This window comes from Pseudomonas sp. B21-051 (assembly GCF_024748795.1).
GTDB classification, from domain to species: Bacteria; Pseudomonadota; Gammaproteobacteria; order Pseudomonadales; family Pseudomonadaceae; genus Aquipseudomonas; species Aquipseudomonas putida_A.
In genome coordinates this window covers 392,650-417,371 of the sequence record NZ_CP087166.1, presented here as the reverse complement: position 1 = coordinate 417,371, position 24,722 = coordinate 392,650, and the positions used below count along the sequence as shown (strand labels likewise).

General features: G+C 61.5%; 18 protein-coding genes and 1 pseudogene. 4 read left to right on the top strand and 15 right to left on the bottom strand.

What is annotated here, in order from left to right; translation table 11 throughout:
• Positions 1–31 precede the first annotated feature (31 nt).
• From hutH to hutC, 8 genes are all read right to left on the bottom strand, one after another.
• Positions 32–1,555 (bottom strand): histidine ammonia-lyase, encoded by a 1,524-nt coding sequence (gene hutH / locus LOY52_RS01835; RefSeq protein WP_258677967.1) that lies wholly within the window; start codon positions 1,553–1,555, stop codon positions 32–34.
• A 154-nt stretch (positions 1,556–1,709) separates the two neighbouring features.
• Positions 1,710–2,540, bottom strand: a complete 831-nt coding sequence (locus LOY52_RS01830; RefSeq protein WP_007961757.1) for a glycine betaine/L-proline ABC transporter ATP-binding protein — start codon at positions 2,538–2,540, stop codon at positions 1,710–1,712.
• Positions 2,537–3,388, bottom strand: coding sequence for a proline/glycine betaine ABC transporter permease (locus tag LOY52_RS01825; protein WP_007949591.1), 852 nt, complete (start codon positions 3,386–3,388; stop codon positions 2,537–2,539). Before LOY52_RS01825 ends, LOY52_RS01830 begins: the two co-directional genes overlap by 4 nt.
• Before the next feature lie 84 nt (positions 3,389–3,472).
• Entirely contained in the window at positions 3,473–4,441 is a 969-nt protein-coding gene (locus tag LOY52_RS01820) for an ABC transporter substrate-binding protein (RefSeq protein WP_258677965.1), read from the bottom strand.
• A 69-nt stretch (positions 4,442–4,510) separates the two neighbouring features.
• Complete coding sequence (locus tag LOY52_RS01815) at positions 4,511–5,983, bottom strand: cytosine permease (protein ID WP_258677964.1); 1,473 nt, start codon at positions 5,981–5,983, stop codon at positions 4,511–4,513.
• 141 nt (positions 5,984–6,124) lie between these two features.
• A complete protein-coding gene (gene hutU / locus LOY52_RS01810) occupies positions 6,125–7,822 on the bottom strand; it encodes a urocanate hydratase (protein WP_258677963.1) in 1,698 nt (565 codons plus the stop codon).
• 480 nt (positions 7,823–8,302) lie between these two features.
• On the bottom strand, positions 8,303–8,872 hold the full coding sequence (locus LOY52_RS01805) for a HutD family protein (RefSeq protein WP_258677962.1): 570 nt from the start codon (positions 8,870–8,872) through the stop codon (positions 8,303–8,305).
• Positions 8,869–9,537, bottom strand: coding sequence for a histidine utilization repressor (hutC, locus tag LOY52_RS01800; protein ID WP_230679353.1), 669 nt, complete (start codon positions 9,535–9,537; stop codon positions 8,869–8,871). Before hutC ends, LOY52_RS01805 begins: the two co-directional genes overlap by 4 nt.
• Before the next feature lie 188 nt (positions 9,538–9,725).
• Between hutC and LOY52_RS01795 the strand changes: the two genes are divergently transcribed.
• The gene (locus LOY52_RS01795; protein ID WP_258677961.1) at positions 9,726–11,090 is read left to right on the top strand and encodes a formimidoylglutamate deiminase; all 1,365 of its coding nucleotides are present in this window, start codon (positions 9,726–9,728) and stop codon (positions 11,088–11,090) included.
• Positions 11,091–11,210: 120 nt separating this feature from the next.
• Here the strand turns inward: LOY52_RS01795 and LOY52_RS01790 are convergent, their stop codons facing one another.
• Both LOY52_RS01790 and LOY52_RS01785 read right to left on the bottom strand, forming a co-directional pair.
• On the bottom strand, positions 11,211–11,780 hold the full coding sequence (locus LOY52_RS01790) for a lipocalin family protein (protein ID WP_258677960.1): 570 nt from the start codon (positions 11,778–11,780) through the stop codon (positions 11,211–11,213).
• A gap of 31 nt (positions 11,781–11,811) precedes the next feature.
• Positions 11,812–12,066 (bottom strand): outer membrane protein assembly factor BamE, encoded by a 255-nt coding sequence (locus LOY52_RS01785; protein WP_258677959.1) that lies wholly within the window; start codon positions 12,064–12,066, stop codon positions 11,812–11,814.
• Positions 12,067–12,346: 280 nt separating this feature from the next.
• Between LOY52_RS01785 and LOY52_RS27360 the strand changes: the two are divergent.
• A pseudogene (locus LOY52_RS27360) lies at positions 12,347–13,333 on the top strand (cache domain-containing protein); the annotation flags it as partial.
• Between the two features lie 141 nt (positions 13,334–13,474).
• Positions 13,475–14,239, top strand: coding sequence for a methyl-accepting chemotaxis protein (locus LOY52_RS27355; protein ID WP_371917874.1), 765 nt, complete (start codon positions 13,475–13,477; stop codon positions 14,237–14,239).
• Between the two features lie 106 nt (positions 14,240–14,345).
• Here the strand turns inward: LOY52_RS27355 and LOY52_RS01775 are convergent, their stop codons facing one another.
• From LOY52_RS01775 to LOY52_RS01755, 5 genes are all read right to left on the bottom strand, one after another.
• Positions 14,346–14,948, bottom strand: a complete 603-nt coding sequence (locus LOY52_RS01775; RefSeq protein ID WP_258677957.1) for a DUF924 family protein — start codon at positions 14,946–14,948, stop codon at positions 14,346–14,348.
• A gap of 3 nt (positions 14,949–14,951) precedes the next feature.
• Positions 14,952–15,962, bottom strand: a complete 1,011-nt coding sequence (locus LOY52_RS01770; RefSeq protein ID WP_007961744.1) for a class 1 fructose-bisphosphatase — start codon at positions 15,960–15,962, stop codon at positions 14,952–14,954.
• Positions 15,963–16,301: 339 nt separating this feature from the next.
• Positions 16,302–17,666: a DUF3999 domain-containing protein gene (locus tag LOY52_RS01765; protein ID WP_258677956.1), complete on the bottom strand. Its 1,365-nt coding sequence runs from the start codon at positions 17,664–17,666 to the stop codon at positions 16,302–16,304.
• A complete protein-coding gene (locus LOY52_RS01760; RefSeq protein WP_258677955.1) occupies positions 17,663–21,286 on the bottom strand; it encodes a DUF2339 domain-containing protein in 3,624 nt (1,207 codons plus the stop codon). The genes LOY52_RS01765 and LOY52_RS01760 overlap by 4 nt, the downstream gene beginning before the upstream one ends.
• Before the next feature lie 254 nt (positions 21,287–21,540).
• Entirely contained in the window at positions 21,541–23,991 is a 2,451-nt protein-coding gene (locus LOY52_RS01755; RefSeq protein WP_258677954.1) for a glycogen/starch/alpha-glucan phosphorylase, read from the bottom strand.
• A gap of 257 nt (positions 23,992–24,248) precedes the next feature.
• Here LOY52_RS01755 and LOY52_RS01750 point away from each other — a divergent pair, with 257 nt between their 5' ends.
• Positions 24,249–24,686 (top strand): YkgJ family cysteine cluster protein, encoded by a 438-nt coding sequence (locus LOY52_RS01750; RefSeq protein ID WP_007961740.1) that lies wholly within the window; start codon positions 24,249–24,251, stop codon positions 24,684–24,686.
• The last annotated feature ends 36 nt before the right edge of the window (positions 24,687–24,722 follow it).

Below are 24,722 nucleotides of genomic sequence, written 5' to 3'. Positions count from 1 at the left end.
CCGCGCCTTGGCACGCTGGTATGGGTAGTTGTCAGTGCAGATTCGGTAATACGTTGTGCAGCGCATTCGGGTGTTTCAGAACGCTTGCGGCGGCGGCGATATCCGGCGCCAGCCAGCGATCCTGATCATAGGCCGGGACGGTTTCACGCAGCAGGCGCCACGCCCGATCAGTGCCCGCGCCAAAGCGCTGCTCCTTGAGGAATTCAAAGGCCTGCGCCGCCAGCAGGTATTCGATGGCGAGGATCTGCGTGCAGTTTTCCAGGGCGCGGTGCAGCTTCAGCGCGGCGCTGGTGCCCATGCTCAGGTGGTCTTCCTGCAGGCCCGAGGTGACGTAGTTGTCGAGCACTGCCGGTTGCGCCAGCTGGCGGTTCTCGGCACACAGCGAAGCGGCGACGTATTGCACGATCATCATCCCGGAGTTCACTCCCGGATTGGCCACCAGAAACGCCGGCAGACCGCTGACGTGCGGGTTGACCAGACGATCGAGGCGGCGCTCGGCAATCGAGCCGATTTCAGCCATGGCAATCGCCAGCAGATCCGCCGCCATCGCCACCGACTGACCGTGCGGGTTGGCCTGCGACATCACCCGGAAATTCTCCGGCGTGCCCAGCAGCAACGGGTTGTCGGTGCAGCCGTTGAGTTCGGCCTCGACCTGTTTGATCGCATGTTCCAGTTGATCGCGCGCAGCGCCATGCACTTGCGGGATCGAACGGATGCTCAGTGCATCCTGAGTACGAATGCCTTTGCTCGTCGCGATCACTTCACTGCCATCGAGCAAGGCGCGCAGGTTGCTACCGACCTGCTGCATGCCGGGGTGCGGCTTGAGCGCGATGATCTCGGCATCGAACGCGGCGATCTGCCCGCGCTGCGCTTCGAAACTCATGGCGCCGATCACATCGGCCCATTGCACCAGACGCGTCGCGTCGGCAATCGCCAGGCAGCTGAGGCCGGTCATGCACGGGGTGCCGTTGACCAGGCACAAGCCGTCTTTCGCACCGAGCTGCACCGGTTGCAGGCCTTCTTCGGCCAAGGCCTGTTGCGCCGTGGTGATCTGCCCGCGATAGCTGACATTGCCCACGCCGAGCAGCGCAATGCCGATGTGCGCCATGTGCGTCAGGTAACCCACCGAGCCTTGCGACGGCACTTGCGGGGTGATGCCACGATTGAGCAGCGCCAGCAACGCTTCGACCACCCGGCGATGAATGCCGGATTTGCCGTGGCTGTAGTTGTGGATTGCGGCGCAGAGGATCGCGCGAGTTTGTTCGTCAGGCAGCACCGGGCCGACGCCACAGGCGTGGCTGAGCAAGGTATTGCGCGAGAGCTGGCTGAGTTGTTCGTCTTTCAGCGAGACGTTGGACAGGCCACCCAGACCGGTGTTGACGCCATAAGCGCGCTCGCCGCTTTCGACGATGCGCTGGACGATGCCCTGAGCGTTTTCGATGCGCGCCCAGGTCTCGCTCGACAGTTCCAAAGTGGCGCCGTGACGGGCGACGGCGACCACGTCCTGCCAACGCAGGGGGCTGCCGGTGATGATGATTTTTTCAGCCTGGGACATCTAAAACCTCATGCCAATTCTGTTGATACACCAACCTGTGGCGAGGGAGCTTGCTCCCGCTGGACTGCGAAGCAGGCCCAAAATTTTTGCGACCGCTGCGCGCTCGAGCGGGAGCAAGCTCCCTCGCCACAAAAGCGGTCTCGCCCTTAGTCCACTAAACCACCGCCGCCCGCCGCTGCACGAACCGGTCAACATACTCATCCGCCGGCGAATGCAGGATCTCTCTCGGGGTGCCGACCTGAATCAGCTTGCCGTCCTTGAGGATCGCAATGCGGTTGCCGATGCGCACGGCCTCATCGAGGTCGTGAGTGATGAAGACGATGGTCTTGTGCAGGGTCTTTTGCAGCTCCAGCAACTGGTCCTGCATCTCGGCGCGGATCAACGGATCGAGCGCACTGAACGCTTCGTCCATGAGGATGATGTCGGTGTCCGCCGCTAGTGCACGGGCCAGGCCCACGCGCTGGCGCATGCCGCCGGAGAGCTGGTGCGGGTATTTGTTTTCGTAGCCTTTGAGGCCCACGGTGTTGATCCAGTGCAACGCGCGTTCAGCGCACAGTTGCTTGCTCTCGCCGCGCACTTTCAGGCCGTAGGCGACGTTCTCGATCACGGTCTTGTGCGGCAGCAGGCCGAAGCTCTGGAACACCATGCTGATCTTGTGCCGGCGAAATTCGCGCAGCGCTTCCATGTCGTATTGCAGGATGTCCACGCCATCGACCAGGATCGCGCCGCTGGTCGGGTCGATCAGGCGGTTGAAGTGGCGCACCAGGGTCGATTTGCCGGAACCGGACAGGCCCATGATCACGAAGATCTCACCGGTGCCGATGCTTAGCGACAGATCGTTGACCCCGACCACGCAACCGGTTTCGTTCAGCACCTGATCCTTGGTCTTGCCCTGGCCGACCATCGCCAGTGCGTCCTTGGCGCGGTTGCCGAAAATCTTGAAGACGTTTTTGACTTCGATCTTGCTCACGGTTGCGTTGTTCATTTGCTCACCTCATGCCGTGGCCGACCGTACGCCTGAGTAATGCGGTCGATGACCACTGCGAGAATCACGATCGCCAGACCGGCTTCGAGGCCGCGTCCGACGTTGAGGGTCTGAATCCCCACCAGCACGTCTTCACCCAGGCCACGGGCGCCGATCATCGAGGCGATCACCACCATCGACAGTGCCATCATCGTGGTCTGGTTGATCCCGGCCATGATGCTTGGCAGGGCCAGCGGCAGTTGCACACCGAACAGTTGCTGCCAGCGATTGGCACCGAAGGCGTTGATCGCTTCCATCACTTCACCGTCGACCTGGCGGATGCCCAGATCGGTCAGGCGGATCAGCGGCGGCGCGGCGTAGATCACCGTGGCGAAAATCGCCGGGACCTTGCCCAGACCGAACAGCATCAGCACCGGAATCAAGTACACGAAACTCGGCATGGTCTGCATGATGTCGAGCAGCGGCATCAGCACCGAACGCAAGCGATTGCTGCGCGCCGAGAGGATCCCCAGCGGAATGCCGATCAGCACCGAAATGATCGTCGCGACCATCATCAGCGCCAGGGTTTGCATGAGTTTGTCCCACAGGCCGACAGCACCGACGAGGAACAGCAGACCGACGATGACGGCGGTGGTCACGACTTTACGCGTGGCGTGCCAGGCGACCACGCCGACGATCGCCAGCATCAACCACCACGGTGCCGCACGCAGCAGGCCTTCGAGGTTGACGATGGCCCACAGCAGGGTGTCCGAGATGTGGCGGAACACATCACCGTAGTTGGTGACCAGCGAATCGACCCAACCGTTGACCCAGTCGGCGATGGAAAAGGTAAAGCTTTCGGGAAACATAAGCGGCTCTCAATCAGAAATCTCAATCAAGCGATTTACGGCATATCTCCCGGCCAGCCTCACGGTTGACCGGGAGGTATCGACCTACAGCGCCGCGTCGATTTTCTTGGCTGCGTCGTCACTGACCCACGCGTGCCAGACCTCAGGATGTTCCTTGAGGAAGATTTTCGCCAGTTTTGGCGACTCGATACGTTCCTTCGCCATGCGTCCCAGGTTCTGGTTCAGCAGGTCGATCGGCAGGTTGACCTTTTCCAGCACGGCCACCAGTTCTGGCGCCTGCTCGTGGAAAGTTTTTGACAGGCCGACCTTGATGCTCACGCTTTTGTCGACGCCCGGCTTTTCTTCCAGCTTGACCGCGTCGATCTGGCCCATCAGCGGGGTTGGCGACCAGTAATAAAAAAGGATCGGCTCGCCACGCTTGTAGCTCGACAGCACCGCCGCATCCAGCGCAGGTCCTGTGCCCGGGCGGAAGTTGGTGTAGGTGTTTTCCAGACCATAGCTCTTGAGCATTTCGCTGTTGTCCAGCTCGCAGGTCCAGCCCGCCGGGCAGTTATAGAAACGGCCCTTGGACGGCTCTTCGGCGTCTTTGAAAATGGCCGCGTATTTGCCCAGATCGGCGATGTTTTTCAGGTCCGGGGCTTTTGCCTCGATCTTGCGTTTGGCGTCGCCTTCGATCACGTAGCGCGGCACGTACCAGCCTTCGATTGCGCCGACGATCGGGGCGCCGACACCGACGACCTTGCCGGCCTTCTCGGCCTTGTTCCAGACCTCGCTGCGGCCGACCCATTCTTCGGCGAACACTTGAATGTCGTTGCTGCTCAGGGCGTTCTCCATGGTGATGGAGTTGCCCGGCAGGCTGTCGGTCTTGCAGTCGTATCCTTTCTCCAGCACCACTTGCAGCACGTCGGTCAGCAGCATGCCGCTTTCCCAGTTCAGACCGGCGAATTTCACCGGTTTACCGGACTCGCACCAACCGGCTGCCTGAGTGGCACCGGCACTGGCCAGCAGGCCCATGGACAACAGTGTGGTGAGCAGGGTCTTGTTCGATTTCATTGTTGCGACGCTCCTAATCATGAATTGGCTTACGGCAGTCAAGAGGCATCCAGCCCTGTCCACGTCCAATCAGGCCTGCGCCGCAGCGCGCCCGGCCCCACTTTTTTCAGGTGGTACAACGCTGTTCTGCTCGACCGGCAGAATCAGTTGATCAGGCACCGAGCCGTGCCATTTTTTCGCGCACACGTAATAGAGGGCAGCAGGCAGCACCAGACCGATGATCCAGGAGATATCCACGTCACCGAGGGCGGCCACCAGAGGGCCGGTGTAGAACTTGGTGGAGATGAACGGCAGTTGCACCAGCACGCCGAACACATAGACGCTGATCCCGAGCAGGTTCCAGCGCCCGTAGCGACCGTTCGGATCGGCCAGCGCCGGCACGTCGTAACGCTCGCGGGTGATGCAGTAGTAGTCGACCAGGTTGATCGCGCTCCATGGCGTGAAGAACGCCAGCAGGAACAGGATGAACGACTTGAACGCACCGAGGAACGAGTGCTGACCGAGCAAGGCGATCAGGGTGGCTGCACCGACGATCACCAGCACGAACACCAGACGCTGCAGGCGCGAGACCGTCAGGTGTCCACGGAAGCCGCTGATGATGGTGGCGATGCACATGAAGCTGCCGTAGGAGTTCAGCGTCGAGATGGTCACCTTGCCGAACGCGATGCTGAAGTACAGCAGCGCCGCCGTGGCACCGGTGCCGCCCAGTCCGACGATGTAGGCCACTTCGTGACCGGCAAACTGGCCGTTGGCCGAAGCTGCCGCGAACACGCCGAGGACCATCGCCACCTGCGCGCCGATGACCGAACCTGCGCCAGCGGCAAAGAAGGTTTTCACCGAGGAAACCTTGCTCGGCAGGTAGCGCGAATAGTCAGCCACATAAGGGCCGAACGCGATCTGCCAGGAGGCCGCGAGCGACACCGCCAGCAGGAAGCTGCTCCAGCTGAAGTGACGGATCTGCAACAGTGCGCCCACGTCCACCTGGCTCAGCAGACGGCTGAACAGATACACGAAAGCAATCACGCCAATCACGCTGGCAACCCGGCCGATCCAGTGGATCACCCGATAACCGAGCACCGTGACCACTACGATGACACTGGCGAACAGCAGGATGCCGATCGTGTCGCTGACGCCAAACAACTGGCCCAGCGCCTGGCCGGAAAGCACCGTACCGGTGGCGGTGAAGCCCAAGTACATCAGGCACACCAGCACGATCGGGATCGCCGCGCCATACACGCCAAATTGCACGCGGCTGGAAATCATCTGCGGCAGACCCAGTTTCGGCCCTTGCGCCGCATGCAGCGCCATCACGCCGCCGCCCAGCAGTTGACCGAGCAACAGACCAATCAACGACCAGAACACATCACCGCCCAGCACCACGGCCAAAGCCCCAGTGACAATCGCAGTGATTTGCAGATTCGCCCCCATCCACAGGGTGAACTGGCTCAACAGACGACCGTGTCTTTCCGCTTCCGGGATGTAGTCGATCGAACGCCTTTCGATCAACGGTTTGTTGCCTGCACGATCGGGGGTTACAGCCATGATTCAACCTCTGTGGATTGTTATTCGTTGTGAGTTGGCCGGATCTCTGTAGGAGCTGCCGCAGGCTGCGATCTTTTGATCTTCGGTGCCGGTAATGACGCCAAGATCGCAGCCTGCGGCAGCTCCTACAGGGCTATCGGTTTATTTGCCGGTAATCATCGGCAGGTTCAGACCCTGCTCCTTGGCGCAGTCGATGGCGATCTGGTAACCGGCATCGGCGTGACGCATGACACCGGTGGCCGGGTCGTTGTGCAGCACGCGCGCAATACGCTCGGCCGCTTCGTCAGTACCGTCGCAGACAATCACCATGCCCGAGTGCTGCGAGAAGCCCATGCCCACACCGCCGCCGTGGTGCAGGGAAACCCAGGTCGCGCCGCTCGCGGTGTTCAGCAGGGCGTTGAGCAGTGGCCAGTCGGACACGGCGTCGGAACCGTCCTGCATCGATTCGGTTTCGCGGTTCGGGCTGGCGACCGAGCCGGAGTCGAGGTGGTCGCGACCGATCACGATCGGGGCCGACAGCTCGCCGCTGCGCACCATTTCGTTGAACGCCAGACCGAGCTTGGCGCGCAGGCCCAGGCCGACCCAGCAGATACGTGCCGGCAGCCCCTGGAAGCTGATGCGCTCGCGGGCCATGTCCAGCCAGTTGTGCAGGTGCGCGTCGTCCGGGATCAGCTCTTTGACTTTGGCGTCGGTCTTGTAGATGTCCTGCGGATCACCCGACAGCGCCGCCCAGCGGAACGGACCGATGCCACGGCAGAACAGTGGGCGGATGTAGGCCGGTACAAAGCCTGGGAAGTCGAACGCGTTTTCCACGCCTTCTTCTTGCGCCATCTGACGGATGTTGTTGCCATAGTCGAAGGTCGGAATGCCTTGCTTCTGGAAATCCAGCATCGCTTTGACGTGGACCGCCATCGATTGCTTGGCGGCTTTGATCACGGCAGCCGGCTCGGTCTTGGCGCGGGCGCGGTATTCGTCCCAGGTCCAGCCCGCCGGCAGGTAGCCGTTGAGTGGGTCGTGGGCGCTGGTCTGGTCGGTGACCATGTCCGGGCGCACGCCACGCTTGACCAGCTCCGGCAGGATTTCTGCCGCGTTACCCAGCAGGGCGATGGAGATCGCTTTGCCTTCGGCGGTGTATTTGGCGATGCGCGCCAGGGCGTCGTCGAGGTCTTTGGCTTGCTCGTCGACGTAGCGGCTTTTCAGGCGGAAATCGATGCTCACCTGCTGGCATTCGATGTTCAGCGAGCAGGCACCGGCCAGGGTAGCGGCCAGTGGCTGAGCACCGCCCATGCCACCCAGACCTGCGGTCAGCACCCACTTGCCTTTGAGGTTGTCGTTGTAGTGCTGGCGGCCGGCTTCAACGAAGGTTTCGTAGGTGCCCTGAACGATGCCCTGGCTGCCGATGTAGATCCAGCTGCCGGCGGTCATCTGGCCGTACATGGCCAGGCCTTTGGCGTCGAGTTCGTTGAAGTGTTCCCAGCTCGCCCAGTGCGGCACCAGGTTGGAGTTGGCGATCAGTACGCGCGGAGCGTTGCTGTGAGTCTTGAACACGCCGACCGGCTTGCCGGATTGCACCAGCAGGGTCTCGTCGTCGCTCAGATTGGTCAGGCTCTCGACGATCTTGTCGTAGCACTCCCAGTTACGCGCCGCGCGACCGATGCCACCGTAGACCACCAGCTCTTTCGGGTTCTCGGCCACTTCCGGATCGAGGTTGTTCATCAGCATGCGCAGCGGCGCTTCGGTCAGCCAGCTCTTGGCGGTCAGCTTATTGCCGCGCGATGCACGGATTTCGACGTCACGTCTCTTTGTATAAACGGCAGTTGTAGGCTTATTGTCAGTCACGAAAAAGACTCCTCAGCGATCAATTCAAACCAACCCTGGCAGTGGGCAAGCAGCCTGTGCGCCTCAATGCGCGACAAGCGAATCAGTGGACGCTGCGGACTTATACGCATACGTCTTTACTTGTACATACAAGCATATGCAATCAAGCGGCCAACTTGCTGGAGAGTCGCTGAAGAAAAATCGCGGACAGGGCTGCAGAGCGCCTGAGACAAGGGTTACGGCGTGGATGAAAATTTTTGCGGGGAGGAATTGAGGATTCGGCGGATCGTTACGAACCCGTGGTTTTGCGCCACGCTGGGGCGTTCGGTAACAAGTTGGTGCGCCGAGGGAAACAGGAATTGAAATGCAATTGTGGCGAGGGAGCTTGCTCCCGCTGGAGGCCGAAGGACTCCCATTCCGGCATTTACCGAAGTGGGGCTGCTTCGCAGCCCAGCGGGAGCAAGCTCCCTCGCCACAATGTGTTTTATATGAGCAGAAGGATCAGCGTGCCATCAGCTCGATCACGCAGCACGGAGCATTCACCGCGACCTCAACCAGACCGCTGTTACCGTCCAGTTGCACACAATCATGTCGGCCCAGTTGCGCGACGCTGTCACCGACTTTCGCCTCAAGCAACTCACTGACACTGAACACCAGCACCGTCGCCGCCGAGCTGAAAAACCGCTGCTCGCCATCCAGCCACTGCAACCGCGCGCTGTAACGCTGTGGCGCGTAGATCAGGTTGAAGTCGCGGATCGCGCCGCCAAGCAAGGTGCAGGACACCTGGCTTTCGCCGCTGAACGCAAACGGATCCAGCGGTAACAATGGGCGTGTGTCATCACCATCGACGCACAGGGTCATGCCATCGCCCTGCAGCACCGTAATCACTCGCTGATAACCGGCAAAGGTCGAGAAACCACCGGACTCGGCGATGTCGGCAATCGACAGGCGCCAGCCGAAACCATCGAGGCCGGCACCCGCATCACGGGTAATCTCCTCGGTGCTGCCGCCGCCGTTTTTCCACGGCATGCGCGGGTAGCCTTCAGCGCGTAAAACCCTTACCTGACTCATTTATGAAAGCGTCCTTCCAGACGATGACGGGAACCTGGGTGAATCAAACGCGCGGCGGTCACCGGCTGCCGTCCCGACCACGTGCGGCGACGGATCAGCAGGCAAGGCTCGCCTTTTTCGATCTGCAGCAATTTGCACTCGGACGGCTCGGCGAGGATCGCCTCGACGACGTGCTCGCCTTCGGTCAGTGGCGCGACCTGGTTGAGATAGGCGTAAGGGGTCTGCAGGGTGAAGTCCTGCTTGAGGTATTCCGGGGCGACCAGCGCGTTGACGAAACGGTCTTCGATTTGTACCGGAATGTCGTTTTCGTAATGCACGATCAGCGAGTGGAACACCTTCTGCCCTTCGCGCATGTCCAGCGCCAGCGCGCGCTCGGAGCCGGCGGCCTCTTCTTCGAGGGTGATCACCTGACAGGTGTGGCGATGGCCACGGGAGGCAATCTCGTCGGCGATGTTGTGCACTTCGAACAACGCAGACTGGCTCTTCGGTTCAGCGACAAACGTGCCTACACCTTGCATACGCACGAGCAGGCCGTCGGCGGTCATTTCGCGCAGCGCGCGGTTGATGGTCATGCGGCTGAAACCGAGCTGGCTGACCAGTTCGCTTTCCGATGGCACGCGGTAGTGCGGTGGCCAGTTACCGCTGTCGATCTGCTGGGTGATCATCTGTTTGACGCGGGCGTACAAGGGCGCCGGACTGTCGCCCAGGTTCGCGGCCAACGGGGAGACTGGAGGCGGAGTCGGCACGGTTGATCCCTGTTCATTGGATGAAGGTTGCTAGCTTGCCGGAGTTTACCGGGCAGGCAAACGTCTGTATATGTATATACAAATAACACACGATGGGGTGCTGAACCATGTCCGCTTTCTTTGCCGAACGCGCGCTGCTGCCTAATGGATGGGCCAACAATGTACGTCTTGAGGTCAGCGCCGATGGCGTGCTGACCCAGATTCAGGCCGATTCCACTGCAGACGGCGCCGAACGGCTGAGCGGTCCGCTGCTGCCGGGCATGCCCAATCTGCACTCCCACGCCTTCCAGCGCGCGATGGCCGGGCTGGCCGAAGTGGCCGGCAATCCGAACGACAGTTTCTGGACCTGGCGCGACCTGATGTATCGGCTCGTCGGAAAAATCAGCCCCGAGCAACTCGGCGTGATCGCCCGTCAGCTGTACATCGAAATGCTCAAGGCCGGTTACACCTCGGTTGCTGAATTCCACTATGTACACCACGACAATAACGGTCAGCCGTATGCCGATCCGGCCGAACTGGCACTGCGCGTCAGTCAGGCAGCGAGCGAAAGCGGCATCGGTCTGACCCTGCTGCCTGTGCTCTACAGCCATTCCGGATTTGGCGGACAGACGCCCAATGATGGGCAGCGCCGCTTCATCAACAGCACCGAAAATTACCTGAATCTGCAATCGCGCTTGCAGCCATTACTGGCTCAGCAAAAAGCCCAATCGCTGGGACTGTGCTTCCACTCGCTGCGTGCGGTCACCCCGCAGCAGATCAGCGAAGTGCTTGCCGCCAGCGACAAGCAGTGCCCGGTGCACATTCACATCGCCGAACAGCAGAAGGAAGTCGATGACTGCCTGAGCTGGAGCGGTCGCCGTCCGCTGCAATGGCTCTACGAAAACACCGAGGTCGATCAGCGCTGGTGTCTGGTTCACGCGACCCACGCCAACCCGGAAGAAGTCACGCTGATGGCCAAGAGCCGCGCCATCGCCGGGCTGTGTCTGACCACTGAAGCGAATCTGGGCGACGGGATTTTCCCGGCGGTGGATTTCCTCGCCCAGGGCGGACGCATGGGCATCGGTTCCGACAGCCATGTGTCGCTCAGCGTGGTCGAGGAATTGCGCTGGCTGGAATACGGCCAGCGTTTACGCGATCAGCGGCGCAACCGGTTGTATGGCGCGGATCAGCCGATGGTTGGGCGCACGCTGTATGACGCAGCGCTGGACGGCGGCGCCCAGGCTTTGGGACAGCCGATTGGCGCGCTGGAAGTCGGAAAGCGTGCGGACTGGATCGTGCTCGATGGCAATGATCCGTATCTGGCGACCGCCAGCGGCGACGGGATCTTGAATCGCTGGTTGTTTGCCGGTGGCGATCGTCAGGTTCGCGACGTGCTGGTCAATGGCCAATGGGTGGTGCGCGATGGCCGACACGCGGGCGAAGAGGAAAGCGCACGCGCCTTCACCCAGGTTCTGCGCGAGCTTTTGGGCTGACACAAAACAAAAATGTGGGAGCGAGCCTGCTCGCGAAAGCGGTGTATCAGCAACACTTTCGTTAACTGACACGCCCTCTTCGCGAGCAGGCTCGCTCCCACATTTGATTTGTGGTGACCTTTAGTTCGAAGTCTTGGCCATCTGCCGATCCGACGCCCGCCAGATCAGTCGCGTAGTGTCGTAACCCTGCTGACGCGCCTTGCTCAGCAACTCCTCGCGCACTACGCCATTGACCGTTGGCGTGCGCGACAGCAACCACATGTACTTGCGACTCGGGTCGCCGACGATGGCGGTCTTGTAGTCGTCGCTGACGTACAACACCCAGTATTCGCCTTTCGCCACACCCGGAATCAAGCGCGAGAACCAGGTATCGAACTCGACCCACAACTTGTCGGTCTTGCCCGGCACCTGTGGATAAGCCTTGCCTTTGGCTTCTTCCCACTGCCAGTCGGAGGTCAGGCAGCGATTGAGCACATCGACATTGCCGTCCGGTCTGAGCGAGTAATGGGCTTCGGACTGCGCGCAGTTGCGCTGGAAGTACATCGGCAGGCGCGCCAGTTCATACCAGGTGCCCTGATAACGCTTGAGATTGACACTGTGAGCCGTCTTGGGCGCCAGCGGATCTTCACCGTGGGTGGCGCAGCCAGCCAGTACCAGGCCGGCTAAAAGGACGAACAATAACCGCTTCATTATTTTTCTCCCGTGGGCGCGTAGCCCCGGTTTACTTCAGGCCTTGGCCGGAAAACATCAGCACTTTGTCACCGGCGTACTGCACGCTGATAAAGCTGTTTTTGTCGCCCCAGGTGCAACTGGACATGCCGAGCGCGCCCGAACAGTCGGTGGGTTTGCCGAGCAGCGTCTCAACCTCGACCTTGGCCATGCCGGCTGATAGCTTGGAATAGTTTTCCTGATTGACCTTGCTGCACGCGGCCAACAGCACGCAAAAAGTCAGAAGGGCGATAGATCGCAGCGACATGTGTAACTCCTGGAACGAGAGGGGAAGGCATGGTGCCAACCAGAAGCTTAGAAGAGAAAACCCTCATCTGGTTCCCTTCAGAAAGGGCTATTTATCGCTCCGCTCGTCTGGCATTTATCGGCAAATCAGACACTTTCTGCGGCTATTGAGCATTTCGTCGCATTTCATCAAAGACGCCTAATCTTTGGCGCGCGCCGGTCGAAATAAGAGCAGCGCAAAGCCCCCGAGTGTGGCAAATTGCCGCCCTTTCTCGACCAGCCCCTTCGCGGTAGTTCATTCGATGACCAGAAACATGAAATTCAGCCACAAGATCTTGTTGGCTGCCGCCCTCGTGGTGGCCGTTGCGTTCGCCTGTTTCATTTTGTTCAACGACTATCGACAACGCGAAGCCCTGAGCAGCAGCACCGAAGCCTCGATGCAGGAGCTGGGCAGCCTGACCACCAGCAACATCCAGACCTGGCTGGAAAGCCGTATCCAGTTGCTGCAATCGTTGTCGCAACAGGTCGCCGCCGACGGCAGCGCCCCGGCCAGCCTCAAGCGCATCATCGACCTGCCCGCCTACACCGGCAATTTCCAGCTCAGCTACTTCGGCGGCGCTGACGGCGTGATGTTCTCGGTACCCGCCGGCAATCGCGCGCCGGACTACGACCCGCGCGCCCGTGGCTGGTACAAGGCCGCCAACAGCGCCCAACAGACCATTGTCACCGAACCCTACATCGCCGCTTCGTCGGGCAAACTGGTGATCACTGTCGCCACCCCGGTGCAGCGCCAAGGCCAGATGATCGGTGTGGCCGGTGCGGATATCGACCTGACCAGCGTCAGCGCGATCATCAACTCGCTCAATTTTGGTGGCCACGGCCATGCGTTCATCGTCAGCGCCGATGGCAAGATCCTGATTCACCCGGACAGCAAACTGGTCCTGAAAACCCTCGCCGAGGCCTATCCGAACGGTGCGCCGAAAGTCAGCCCGGGCCTGAAAGAAGTCGAATTCGACGGCAAGACTCAACTGATCTCCTTCACCCGCGTCAACGGCGTGCCATCGGCTGACTGGTACGTGGCGCTGGTGCTGGACAAGGACACCGCGTTCTCGATGCTCAGCGAATTCCGCACCTCGGCGCTGATCGCCATGGTGATCGCCGTGGTGATCATCATCGCTTTGCTCGGCATGTTGATTCGCGTGCTGATGCAGCCGCTGCTGACCATGGGCCGCGCCATGCACGACATCGCCGAAGGTGAAGGCGACCTGACCAAGCGTCTGGTGATCCACGGCCATGATGAATTCGGCGCGCTGGGCCTGTCGTTCAACCGCTTCGTCGAGCGTATTCACACCTCGATCCGCGAAGTGTCCTCGGCCACCGGCCAGGTCAACGAAGTCGCCCTGCGCGTGGTCGCCGCATCGAATTCGTCGATGTACAACTCCGACCAGCAGGCCAGCCGCACCAACAGTGTGGCCGCGGCGATCAACCAGCTCGGCGCCGCCGCCCAGGAAATCGCCCAGAACGCCGCCCTCGCCTCGCAGCACTCCAGCGATGCGCGCAGCCTGGCGGTCGACGGCCAGCAAGTTGTGGATAAAACCATTCACGCCATGCAGCAGCTCTCGGCGAAAATCAGCGACTCCTGCGGCAACATCGAAACACTGAACAGCAACACGGTGAACATCGGGCAGATTCTGGAAGTGATCACCAGCATCTCGCAGCAGACCAACCTGCTGGCGCTCAACGCTGCCATCGAAGCGGCCCGCGCCGGTGAGGCTGGCCGTGGTTTCGCCGTGGTCGCTGACGAGGTGCGCAACCTCGCCCACCGCACTCAGGATTCGGCGCAGCAAGTGCAAAAGATGATCGAAGAACTGCAAATCGGCGCGCGTCAGGCAGTGAGCATCATGACCGAGAGCCAGCGCGAGAGCGAAAGCAGCGTCGGCATCGCCAACCAGGCCGGCGAACGTCTGGGCAGCGTGACCCAGCGCATCGGCGAGATCGACGGGATGAACCAGTCGGTGGCTACCGCGACCGAAGAGCAGACCGCGGTGGTCGAGTCGATCAACGTCGACATCAACGAGATCAACACGCTGAACCAGGAAGGTGTCGAGAACCTGCAGGCAACCTTGCGCGCTTGTTCGGATCTGGAACAGCAGGCGGCGCGCTTGAAGCAGCTGGTAGGCAGCTTCAGGATCTAAGGCGCGGCCACTGGCGTCTTCGCGAGCAGGCTCGCTCCCACATTGGAATGCATTTCATAGTGGGAGCGAGCCTGCTCGCGAAGAGGGATTCAGCCGCAATAAAGATTTAGAACCTGGAACCCGGCTCAGAAAGAAACTCCAACTCCTCAACCGTCGACTCCCGCCCCAACACCGCATTGCGATGCGGAAACCTGCCAAACCGCGCAATCACTTTCCGATGCCGCTCGGCATAGTCCAGATTGTCGGCAAACACCGCCCGCTCGGCTTCCGGCTGTTCAGCCAGCAGATCGATAAACCGCGAAACGGCTTCGTTCTGCACCGCGAGGTTTTCGCAGTGTTCGAACACCAGATAAATGAATACGCGCTGAATCGGCTTCAGTTGCCGGTCGAAGTCCGCTGCAATGCCCTGCGCGACGAGTTTCTGCGCGCGCAGATCACCGGAAAAGGCTTTGGGTGTATCGCGAAAGATCATGCGCGGCAGTTGATCAAGCAGCAGTACCACGGCCAGCCAACCTTCGGGACGTTGCGTCCACTCGGTCAATTCGCCAGCGAGGGCCTGATCGACAAAGACCCCGAAACGCTCACGCGCTTCGAGGTCCTGGTTGTCTTTCTTGCCGAACCACAACTTGCCCTTGTCAGCCGCAATCTCGTCCGCTGATTCGGCATGTCCGAACCACCAATCGAGCAACGGCTGCCAGGGCGCGGTCATGGCTTATTCCTTGTGGTAAGCCGTGGCGCGGGCGACTTCTTCTTTCGAGCCGAGGAACACCGCTACGCGCTGGTGCAGGCCTTCCGGCTGAATGTCGAGGATGCGCTGGTGACCGTCGGTGGACGCGCCGCCGGCCTGTTCCACCAGGAACGACATCGGGTTTGCTTCGTACATCAGACGCAGTTTGCCGGGCTTGGATGGCTCACGGCTGTCGCGCGGGTACATGAACAGACCGCCACGGGTCAGGATGCGGTGCACGTCCGCCACCATCGCCGCGACCCAGCGCATGTTGTAGTTCTTCTTCAGCGGGCCTTCTTCGCCGGCCAGCAGTTCGCTGACGTAGCGTTGTACCGGGGCTTCCCAGTGGCGCTGGTTGGACATGTTGATCGCGAATTCCTGGGTGGTTTCAGGAATGGTGATGTCTTCGTGGGTCAGCACGAAGCTGCCCATTTCGCGGTCCAGGGTGAAGCCTTTGACGCCGTCGCCCAGAGTCAGCACCAGCATGGTCTGCGGGCCGTAGATCGCGTAACCGGCAGCAACCTGCTGGGTGCCTGGCTGCAGGAAGGCTTTTTCGTTCAGCGGCTCGTTCTGGCTCAGGTATTCGTTCGGGCAACGCAGTACCGAGAAGATGGTGCCGACCGGAGCGTTGATGTCGATGTTCGACGAGCCGTCCAGTGGGTCGAACACCAGCAGGTAGGCGCCTTTCGGGTATTTGCCCGGGATCTGGTAGGCATTGTCCATTTCTTCGGAGGCCATGCCGGCCAGGTGACCGCCCCATTCGTTGGCTTCGAGCAGGATCTCGTTCGACAGGACGTCGAGCTTCTTCTGCACTTCGCCTTGGACGTTTTCAGTGCCCATGCTGCCCAGAACACCACCCAGGGCGCCTTTGGACACGGCGTGGCTGATCTCTTTGCAGGCACGCGCCACCACTTCGATCAGGAAGCGCAGATCGGCAGGAGTGTTATTGCTGCGGGTCTGCTCAATCAAATAGCGACTCAGGGTAACGCGGGACATGGACGGCTCCGGTGGAATGGGGGGCTAAAAACCCGCGCAGTTTACAGGGAGTCTGAAAACGTAGCGAGCGATGACGCCCGGTAACGTGCATTGGGGCGCAATTGCTTGTATCAGACGTGATCGGGTCGAGAGAGTTCAGGCACCGGATTGAGCGTAGTTGGAAATCGGACGGGGGGCTGGGGGGGTCATTGATCAGTTCGGAATCTGTATTGGTCGACACGCCGCTTTCGCGAGCAGGCTCGCTCCCACAGGGGATCGGGGTGCCGCTGAATGGGCGCCCATTGAAGATCCACTGTGGGAGCGAGCCTGCTCGCGATTGGCGCGCAGCGCCAGCCATTCTCAGGAATTGGTCGGTGGCTTGCGCAGCAGACTCGCCGCCATCGCCCCGAGGAACACCACACTCACCAGCAACACCGCCCACAGGCCGATCTTCTTCCAGTTGGTCTCGGCCACTGCCGCCGTAGTCGCCGGCGCAGCCTGCGCGGCAACCACTTCACCCTGCACCGAGGCCTTGCCCAGCGCCGCGAGTTTTTCCGGTTTGAAATCCGGAATCAGCGTGCTCAGCGGCAAGTTCGCGGCTTTCACCGTCGGATTGCCCAGCGCCAGGCTGTAAGGCCCGTCACCACGCGCAAGGAAAATCACCTGCGTCGCCCGCACCGCGTATTTCAGGCTCGGCGTCTGCTCACCCAGACCACCGCCGCGCTCGTCTACGCTCAGTTTCAACTGCTGCACGGTTTGCCCGTACAACTGCAATTCGTTTTGCACCACGTCCTGACCGCTCTGGGTCAGGCGATACAGCAAACCGTTGCTCAGTGTCTGCCACGGCAGGCTGCTTTCGCGGCGGCCCGCGAGCGTCACCGGCGCCAAACTGTTCGGCTGCTTCAGCTCGACCTGCACCCGCTCGACATTCAGGCCCATCGGCAACTGCCAGGTGTACTCGCCGGACTTGGTGCTGTTGCCCGCCAGCGCTTGCGACCAGACCAACGGCAGCGGCACGTTGCGCGGATCGCTGCTTTTCAGTTGCGCCGAGGTCAGGATTGGCGCCGAGGTTGGCGCATCCCACAGCAGACGCAGATAGCGCGCGGATTGCCCCGGCAGCGTCACTTCATGCTGTTCGATGCGCTCGTCGGAAAACGTAAGGCGCGCCACCTGCCCCTCACCCCACGCCTGCCAATGCTGCAAGTCGTCACTGGCCTCGATGCTGAAACGCTGGAAACCGTCGCGCTCGCTGGTCCAGTCGAGAATCAACTGCTGCAGCGGCGCCTTGATCGCGCTGGCATCGAGCAGCCAGCCACGCAACACCTCTTCACCAGCCTCCAGTTGAGTCGACGGCTGCACTTCCACCAGTGTGCCGGTGGTGGTCGATTGCACGCGCACGTTCGGCGCGCGCTCGCTGGCATCGGCAGCGTTGTACAACGGAAACCACTTCACCACATGCAACTGCCCGTCGTCGCGGGTCTGCGCCGATTCCCGGGCCAGGGCGTAGGCCTGCGGTTCGCCGGCGGCGTTGAATACGCGCAGGTCGCTGAGATCGGTCTGCCGTGCCTGCAATTGCGCGCTCAACGGCAGATCGAGGCGATACCACGGGCCGTTGCCACTCACCGCCAGCGGCACCTGCGTGGCGAAGTCCGCCGGTTTTTCCTGGGCGCCGGCAACCATCACCACGCCCAGCGCCAACCACCCCAGATTCAGCATGCGACTCAAGATGAAACTCCTTCGGTATCCGGCACGGGTTTGTCCGCCACCGGTTCGGCTTCGACGCGTTTCGGTGGCAGCGGTGCGAAATAGCCCACCACCAGCAGCAACACGCCGACCCCGATAAACGAGACGATCCGGGCGAGGCCGCCACGGTTGCTCAATTCGACAAAAATCAGTTTGGCCACCACCAGCGCAATCAGCGCCGCGCCGATCAGCCACACTTCGCGCCGGTGACGCAGATGCCCGCCGATCATCAGACCCAACGCCATCAGGGTCCAGACGATGGACAGCCCGGCCTGCACCAGCATCGATTCGAGCAGCAGATCCAGCTCGAACGGAATGCCCGCCCAATGGTGTGCGGCGCGGGTCACCAGCGCGGTGCAAAAGGCGAACAGCGAAACCCCGGCGACCAGTTGCGTGGCGTACTCGGCGTAATCCTTGCGCAGGGCAAACTGCGTCACCGCATGACGCGACCACACGTAAACCCCGAACAAGGCGAACAACAGGCCCAATTCCAGCGGGTTGAGCAGTGGTACGTACGGCAGCGGCTCGGCGTTACCGTCGCTGAAGCCGTTGGCCAGCCAGAACCACGCCAGCATCAGCACCGCAAGCGGCGCGGCGGCGTACAAACGATATTCGCGCGGGAATGCCGCCACCGGCCATGGCCAGTTGCGCGGAGCCGCCGCCAGCAACAGATAAAGGCTCGGCAGGATTGCCCAGCCCAGCCAGCGCCAGGCGTTGTATTGCTCGGACAACAGCAGCAGACCGTAGCGCAGCTCCAGCGCCAGTACGCCGATCTGCATCCAGCAACCCAGCACATGCGCAGTGCTCAAGGCCCGAGCCGGCAGCATCGGCGCCAGACGCCGCAGGCTGAAGAAATGCACGACGAACACCAATACCCACGCCAGCCAGCCGAAGTTCGCCGCCGGGTGATAACGCGCATGCCACGCCGCCAGCAGCACCAGCCCCGCCGCCGGAATCAGCAAGGTGCAGAGCAGGCCCAGCGCCGGCCATTTCAGACGCAGTGACAACAGCGTCCACAGCGCCACACTCAGCGCAGCGACCAGCAGCAACAGCGGCGCCTGCAGATTCAACGGTGCAAAACGCAGCACTTCGCTGACCCACGCCAACGCCCACCAACCGGCGCCCCACACCAGCAGCACTTCAGACAGGCGTTGCAAACTCAGCGCATCGAACGCCGAGGCATGATTGCCCAGTTGCAGACGCCAGGCACCGACCAGCGCGGCCAGCCCCAATACCAGCGGCGTCCAGAAGCCGCCATGGGCCAACGGCCGCAGACCTTCGCTGGACAGCGGCCCGAGCAACTCGGGGCCGGCCAACAAGAACGCTGCGCCACCGATCAACTGCAGCAGCAGACCGAAAACAAAACTCACCCGCTGCTTGAGGTACAGGCTCAGCCAGATGATCAGCAATCCGCTGGCCGCCCACACTGCACTCGCGGTTTGCCACGGCAACACGAACAACACCGCCAGATTGATCAGCACCAACCCCGCCAGCAACACCACCGACAAGCCACGCAGCAGCCGCACATCGCCGCGCACCATCTCGTCCCGCGCCGCCAGCAGCATCCCGCCGATCAACGCCAGACCGATCAGCGATGCGCTGAGCAATCCGCTCCACCCGGCGCTGAACACGGCCGCCGAATCCTCACCTGCACCTTGCAGGCGCAACAGGAACAACGCACCACCGAGCAACTGCACGGCGAACGCGGTGAACAGGAACGTGCGCGATTGCAGGCGCAGGCCGACAAACAAGGTCACCAATCCGGCCAAGGCCCAACTGATCGCTGTCAGCTGAACAAAGAAAAACAACGGCGCCAGCAAATACAGGAACGTCAGGCCCAGCGCCGCCAGCACCGGCAAACCCTGGCGCTCCCATGGCGAAGCCTGTTCCGCCGAGGCTTTGCGCAATTGATAGAAACTGAACAGCAGTGCGATGCCGAGCATCAATGCGCCCAACGGTGCGCCGTCGAGCAGGCTGTTTTCGCCAACCCGCAGCTGACTGAGAAAGGCCAGCGCCGACCCCAGTTGCAGCAGCAGGGCAAACGCTCGGGCGAACGGTCGCTGCTGACGCAAGCCGAGCCAGAAAATCCCCGCGCCCTCCACTGCCCACGCCGCCGAAGTCCAGCGCGCATCGAGGCCCAGCGGAATCGCCAGGCTGGCGAAAATCACCCCCAGTGCCAGACAGGTTTCGCCCAGCAACAAAGCGCGTCCGCCCATCAACACCCGGGCCAGACCCATGTAGATCACGCCTAGTGCGAGTGCGCTGAACGCGGCGGCGAACTCCAGGTGCTGCACCAGCGCAAACTGCAAGCCGAAGCCAACGATCGGCGGTCCAAACAGCATCGTGCCGTCGACGTAATCGCCCTTGCGCGCCGACCAGTGCAGCAGCGCCTCGCGATCGCCGTCTGCCGGCGCATCGGGCATGTCGAGCAACTTGCGCCGGGCGAACAACAGGCCGATGCCCAGGTACATCAGGAAGAACAGGATCAGGAACGGCTCGGTGCTCCACAGCAACTCAGGTGCGTAGGAACGCAGCCCCCAGGCGAAACCGATGCCGAAGGTACCGACAAAACCGATCAGGTTGAGCAGGCGCCAGGCCTTGAACCAGGCAATGGCGAGAATGCCGGCATTGAGCAGCGCGAAATAGCTGAACAGCGCGACGTGGTTACCAGCGCCGGTCGAGGTCAGGATCGGCGCGGCGAAACCGCCCAATGCTGCAGCCGCCGCCAGCCCCAGCGCATCCTGGGTGATGGCGAGAATCGCCGAGAACACCGTCACTGCCACCAGCAAACCCAGCGCGGCAGACGGATCAAGCAACGGATGCAGACGCATCGCCGCAAACACCGTCAAATACAGCACCGCGATCCCGGTGCCCTGCAAGATCAGCGCATAACTGCTGTTTCGCGTACGCAGCCACCAACCCAGCGCCAGCAGGGCCAACGCCGCTGCCGCAACACCGGCGTAACGCAATTCGATCGGCACCACCATGCCTTCGGTGGCGTAGCGCAGCAGGAACGCAAGACCGAAAAACAGCAGCACTACGCCGACCCGCAACACGGTGTTGCCACCGAACAGCCAGTTGCGCGCAGCGCTGATGCCACGCTCGATCAAGTTTGGGCCACGGGGTTCGGCCGGTTGTGCGGGTTGTGCGGGTTGTGCGGGTTGTGCGGGTTGTGCAGGCTCGGCGGTGACGGCGTCCAGCTGCCAGACATCGGCTGGCAGCGGTTGACTGGTTTCGCTGGCAACGGCAGAGATCGGTTCGAGTTCGGGTGGCAGTTCCCAGACCAGATCCGGCGTGGGAGAGGATGATTGTTCGGCGACGATGATCGGCTCAACGATGGCGTCCGGCATCGGCGCCACGCTCGGCGGTGTGGTGCGCACGCTGGCACCTTCAAGCAGAAACAGACGCTGCTCGACGGCTTGCAGGGCGACCTTGGCCTGTTCCAGTTGACGCTGCTGTTCGGTGGCCTGCGAGCCAAGCCGGGCGATACGCAGCGTTTGCCCGATCGCCAGCCCGAGCAGTGCACCGAGCAGCGCGGCACTGAACGACTCGTCGAGCAGCCAGCCGAGCAGCAACCCGATCAACATGAACATCCATTGCATGGTCGATATCCCTAAGCAGCCCCGAGGCGGGGCAATCCCGACAGTTGCCTCAGTCTAGGCACAAACCCTGTGGGAGCGAGCCTGCTCGCGAAAGCGGTTTGTCAGCCAACATTTCTGTTTAACGTGACAACCGCTTCGCGAGCAGGCTCGCTCCCACATTGGGTTGGTGGTGACTGGCGCTGCCGGTAACCGGCGCTCAGTATATCGATCCGGCCCAACAAACGTTGGGCCTTACGCACATTTGTTGCAGAAAATTACTCCAGTGCCTTCCAGATATCCGTGGCGTACTCGCGAATCGTCCGGTCGGACGAGAACCAGCCCATCCGCGCCGTGTTGAGCACTGCCGAGCGCCACCAGTTGTTGGCGTCGTGCCAGTGCGCGTCGACGCGTTTTTGCGCTTCCCAGTAGGAATCGAAGTCGGCGCAGACCAGGAAGCGGTCGTAGTCCACCAGCGAATCGATCAGCCCGGTATAGCGCGACGTATCGTCCGGCGAGAACACACCACTGCGGATCGCCTGCAACACATCGTTCAGACGATGAGACGCGGCGATATCCGGTACGGCGCTGAACTCGTGGTTCTGCTTGCGCGCTTCAACCTGCTGAGCGCTCAGGCCGAAGATGAACATGTGCTCGGCACCGATGCGCTCGCACATTTCCACGTTGGCGCCATCGAGGGTGCCGATGGTCAGTGCGCCGTTGAGACCGAACTTCATATTGCTGGTGCCCGACGCTTCGAAACCGGCGGTGGAAATCTGCTCGGACAAGTCCGCCGCCGGAATGATGCTTTCTGCCAGGCTGACGTTGTAGTTGGGCAAAAACACCACCTTCAGCAAACCCCGCACGGTCGGGTCGTTGTTCACTACCCGGGCGATGTCGTTGGTCAGTTTGATGATCAGTTTGGCCTGGTGATAACTCGCGGCCGCTTTACCGGCGAAGATCTTCACCCGCGGGACCCAGTCGACCTCAGGCTCGGCACGGATCGCTTGGTACAGCGCCACGGTGTGCATCAAGTTGAGCAACTGACGCTTGTATTCGTGGATCCGTTTGACCTGCACGTCGAACATTGCCGCCGGATTGACCGCGATCCCCAGCCGCTCATGAATCAAGTAGGCCAAGGCCTTTTTGCTGTGCAGGCGCTGTTCGGCGAAGGCTTTGCGGAAGGCGGGTTTCTCGGCGAACGGTTCCAGATCGAGCAAGCGCTCTTCGGGATTATCCAGCACCTCCGGGCCGAGGGAGTCGACCAGCATCGAGGTCAACTCGGAGTTGGCCTGGAACAGCCAGCGGCGGAAGGTGATGCCGTTGGTTTTGTTGTTGATCCGCTCCGGGTAGAGCTTGTGCAGTTCGGCGAACACGGTCTTGCGCATCAGCTGCGTGTGCAGCCCGGACACACCGTTGACGCTGTGCGAACCAAGGAATGCAAGGTTACCCATGCGCACCCGGCGACCGTTGTCCTCTTCGATCAGCGACACCGCGCGCAGCACGTCGAAATCGTGAATGCCTTTGGCGCGCAGCGAGTCGATGTGCTGCGCGTTGATCAGATAAATGATCTGCATGTGCCGCGGCAGCATGCGTTCCATCAAGCCGACCGGCCAGGTTTCCAGCGCCTCGGGCAACAGCGTGTGGTTGGTGTACGACAAGGTATCGACGGTGACTTGCCACGCCGCATCCCAGGCCACGTCGTAGACGTCGACCAGTTGCCGCATCAATTCAGCAACGGCAATCGAAGGGTGGGTGTCGTTGAGCTGGATCGCCGCGTGATCGCCCAGGGTCAGCACCGAGGTGTGCATGTTGCGATGACGACGCAGCAAATCCTGCAAGGAAGCGGCGACGAAGAAATATTCCTGGCGCAGGCGCAGTTCCTGCCCGGCCTCAGTGCTGTCTGCCGGGTAAAGCACGCGAGAAATACTTTCAGCACGGGCGACTTCGGCGACGGCGCCCAGGTGGTCACCGGCGTTAAAACGCTCCAGGTGCAGATCTTCCATGGCTCGCGCACGCCACAGGCGCAGGGTGTTGACGCTCGCCCCGCGCCAGCCGACCACTGGCGTGTCATAGGCAATCGCGCGCACGGTTTCCGCTGGCGACCAGACCTGCTTGGACTTGCCACTGGCATCGGTGACGGTTTCGACGCTGCCGCCGAAACCGATGGAGTACACCACTTCCGGACGCTCGAATTCCCACGGGTTACCGAAATCCAGCCAGTGCTCGGTCTGTTCCTGCTGCCAGCCATCGACGATGGCCTGACGGAACAGACCGTGTTCGTAGCGAATGCCGTAGCCGTGCCCGGCGATGCCGAGGGTCGACATACTCTCCATGAAGCACGCCGCCAGACGTCCGAGGCCACCGTTGCCGAGTGCCGCGTCGGGTTCCAGCAGGCGAATGCGTTCCAGATCGACACCCAGTTCAGTCAGCGCCTCACGGGCGACGTCGAGCAGGCCGAGATTGCTCAGGCTGTCGTAGAGCAAGCGGCCAATGAGAAATTCCAGCGAGAGGTAATACACCCGCTTCTGGCCTTTGCGGTAGATCTGCCGGGTGTGGTCCATCCAGTGTTCGACCATGTGGTCGCGCGCCGCCAGGGCAATGGCTTCGAACCAGTCATGGTCGAAAGCGTGATCCGGGTCTTTACCCACTGCATAGGTGAGCTTGGTCAGGACGGCATCGCGGAATGCGGCCACCTCTGCTTCGCGAACTAGTGGTTCTTGAGTCATCGATAGGACCTCGAGCGAGCGGGGAATTGTCTGAGCCTAGACGGTCTGACCGACGGTAGAGGCGCTGGTTCGGCAGTTTTTCCGAAGTCGGTGAGATAGCCCGGCATTACCTTGGCGAGTGGGCTAATGAATGCAGGGGCCGTGCCGGACTGAATGACATTTGCGCGGCATTTGCAAAAATCTGGCGAAAGGTTGTTCAAAAATCCACCAGTCCCGGTATGATCGCGCGCCCTGATGCACACGCCTGGTAATTCCCGATGATGAAGCCCAACCTGATTGCCGCCGCCGAGATCGACCGTCTCGATACGTGGGCCAAATATTCGGCCCCGATGTGCGGCTCTTGTGTCTCCAGCTGCTGCACCCTGCCGGTCGAGGTCAAGATCAAGGACCTGGTACGCATCGGCGTGGTTGACGAGTTCGAGTTGGGCGATCCGCCGAAGAACATCGCCAAGCGCCTGCAAAAGGAAGGGCTGGTCGAGCGCTTCAACCAGAAGTCGGGGATCTTCACCCTGCAGCGCATGAGCAACAACGATTGCTACTACCTGGATCGTAAGAGCCGCCTGTGCACCATTTATGACAAGCGCCCGGACACCTGCCGCAACCACCCGAAAATCGGCCCGCGGCCGGGGTATTGCGCGTACAAGCCGAAAGAAGTCGAGCGGGTACAGAATTCGCGGTCGATCGAGAAGTTCTGACCTTTCCTGAAATTTGCGGCGGCTGATCCGCCGCCT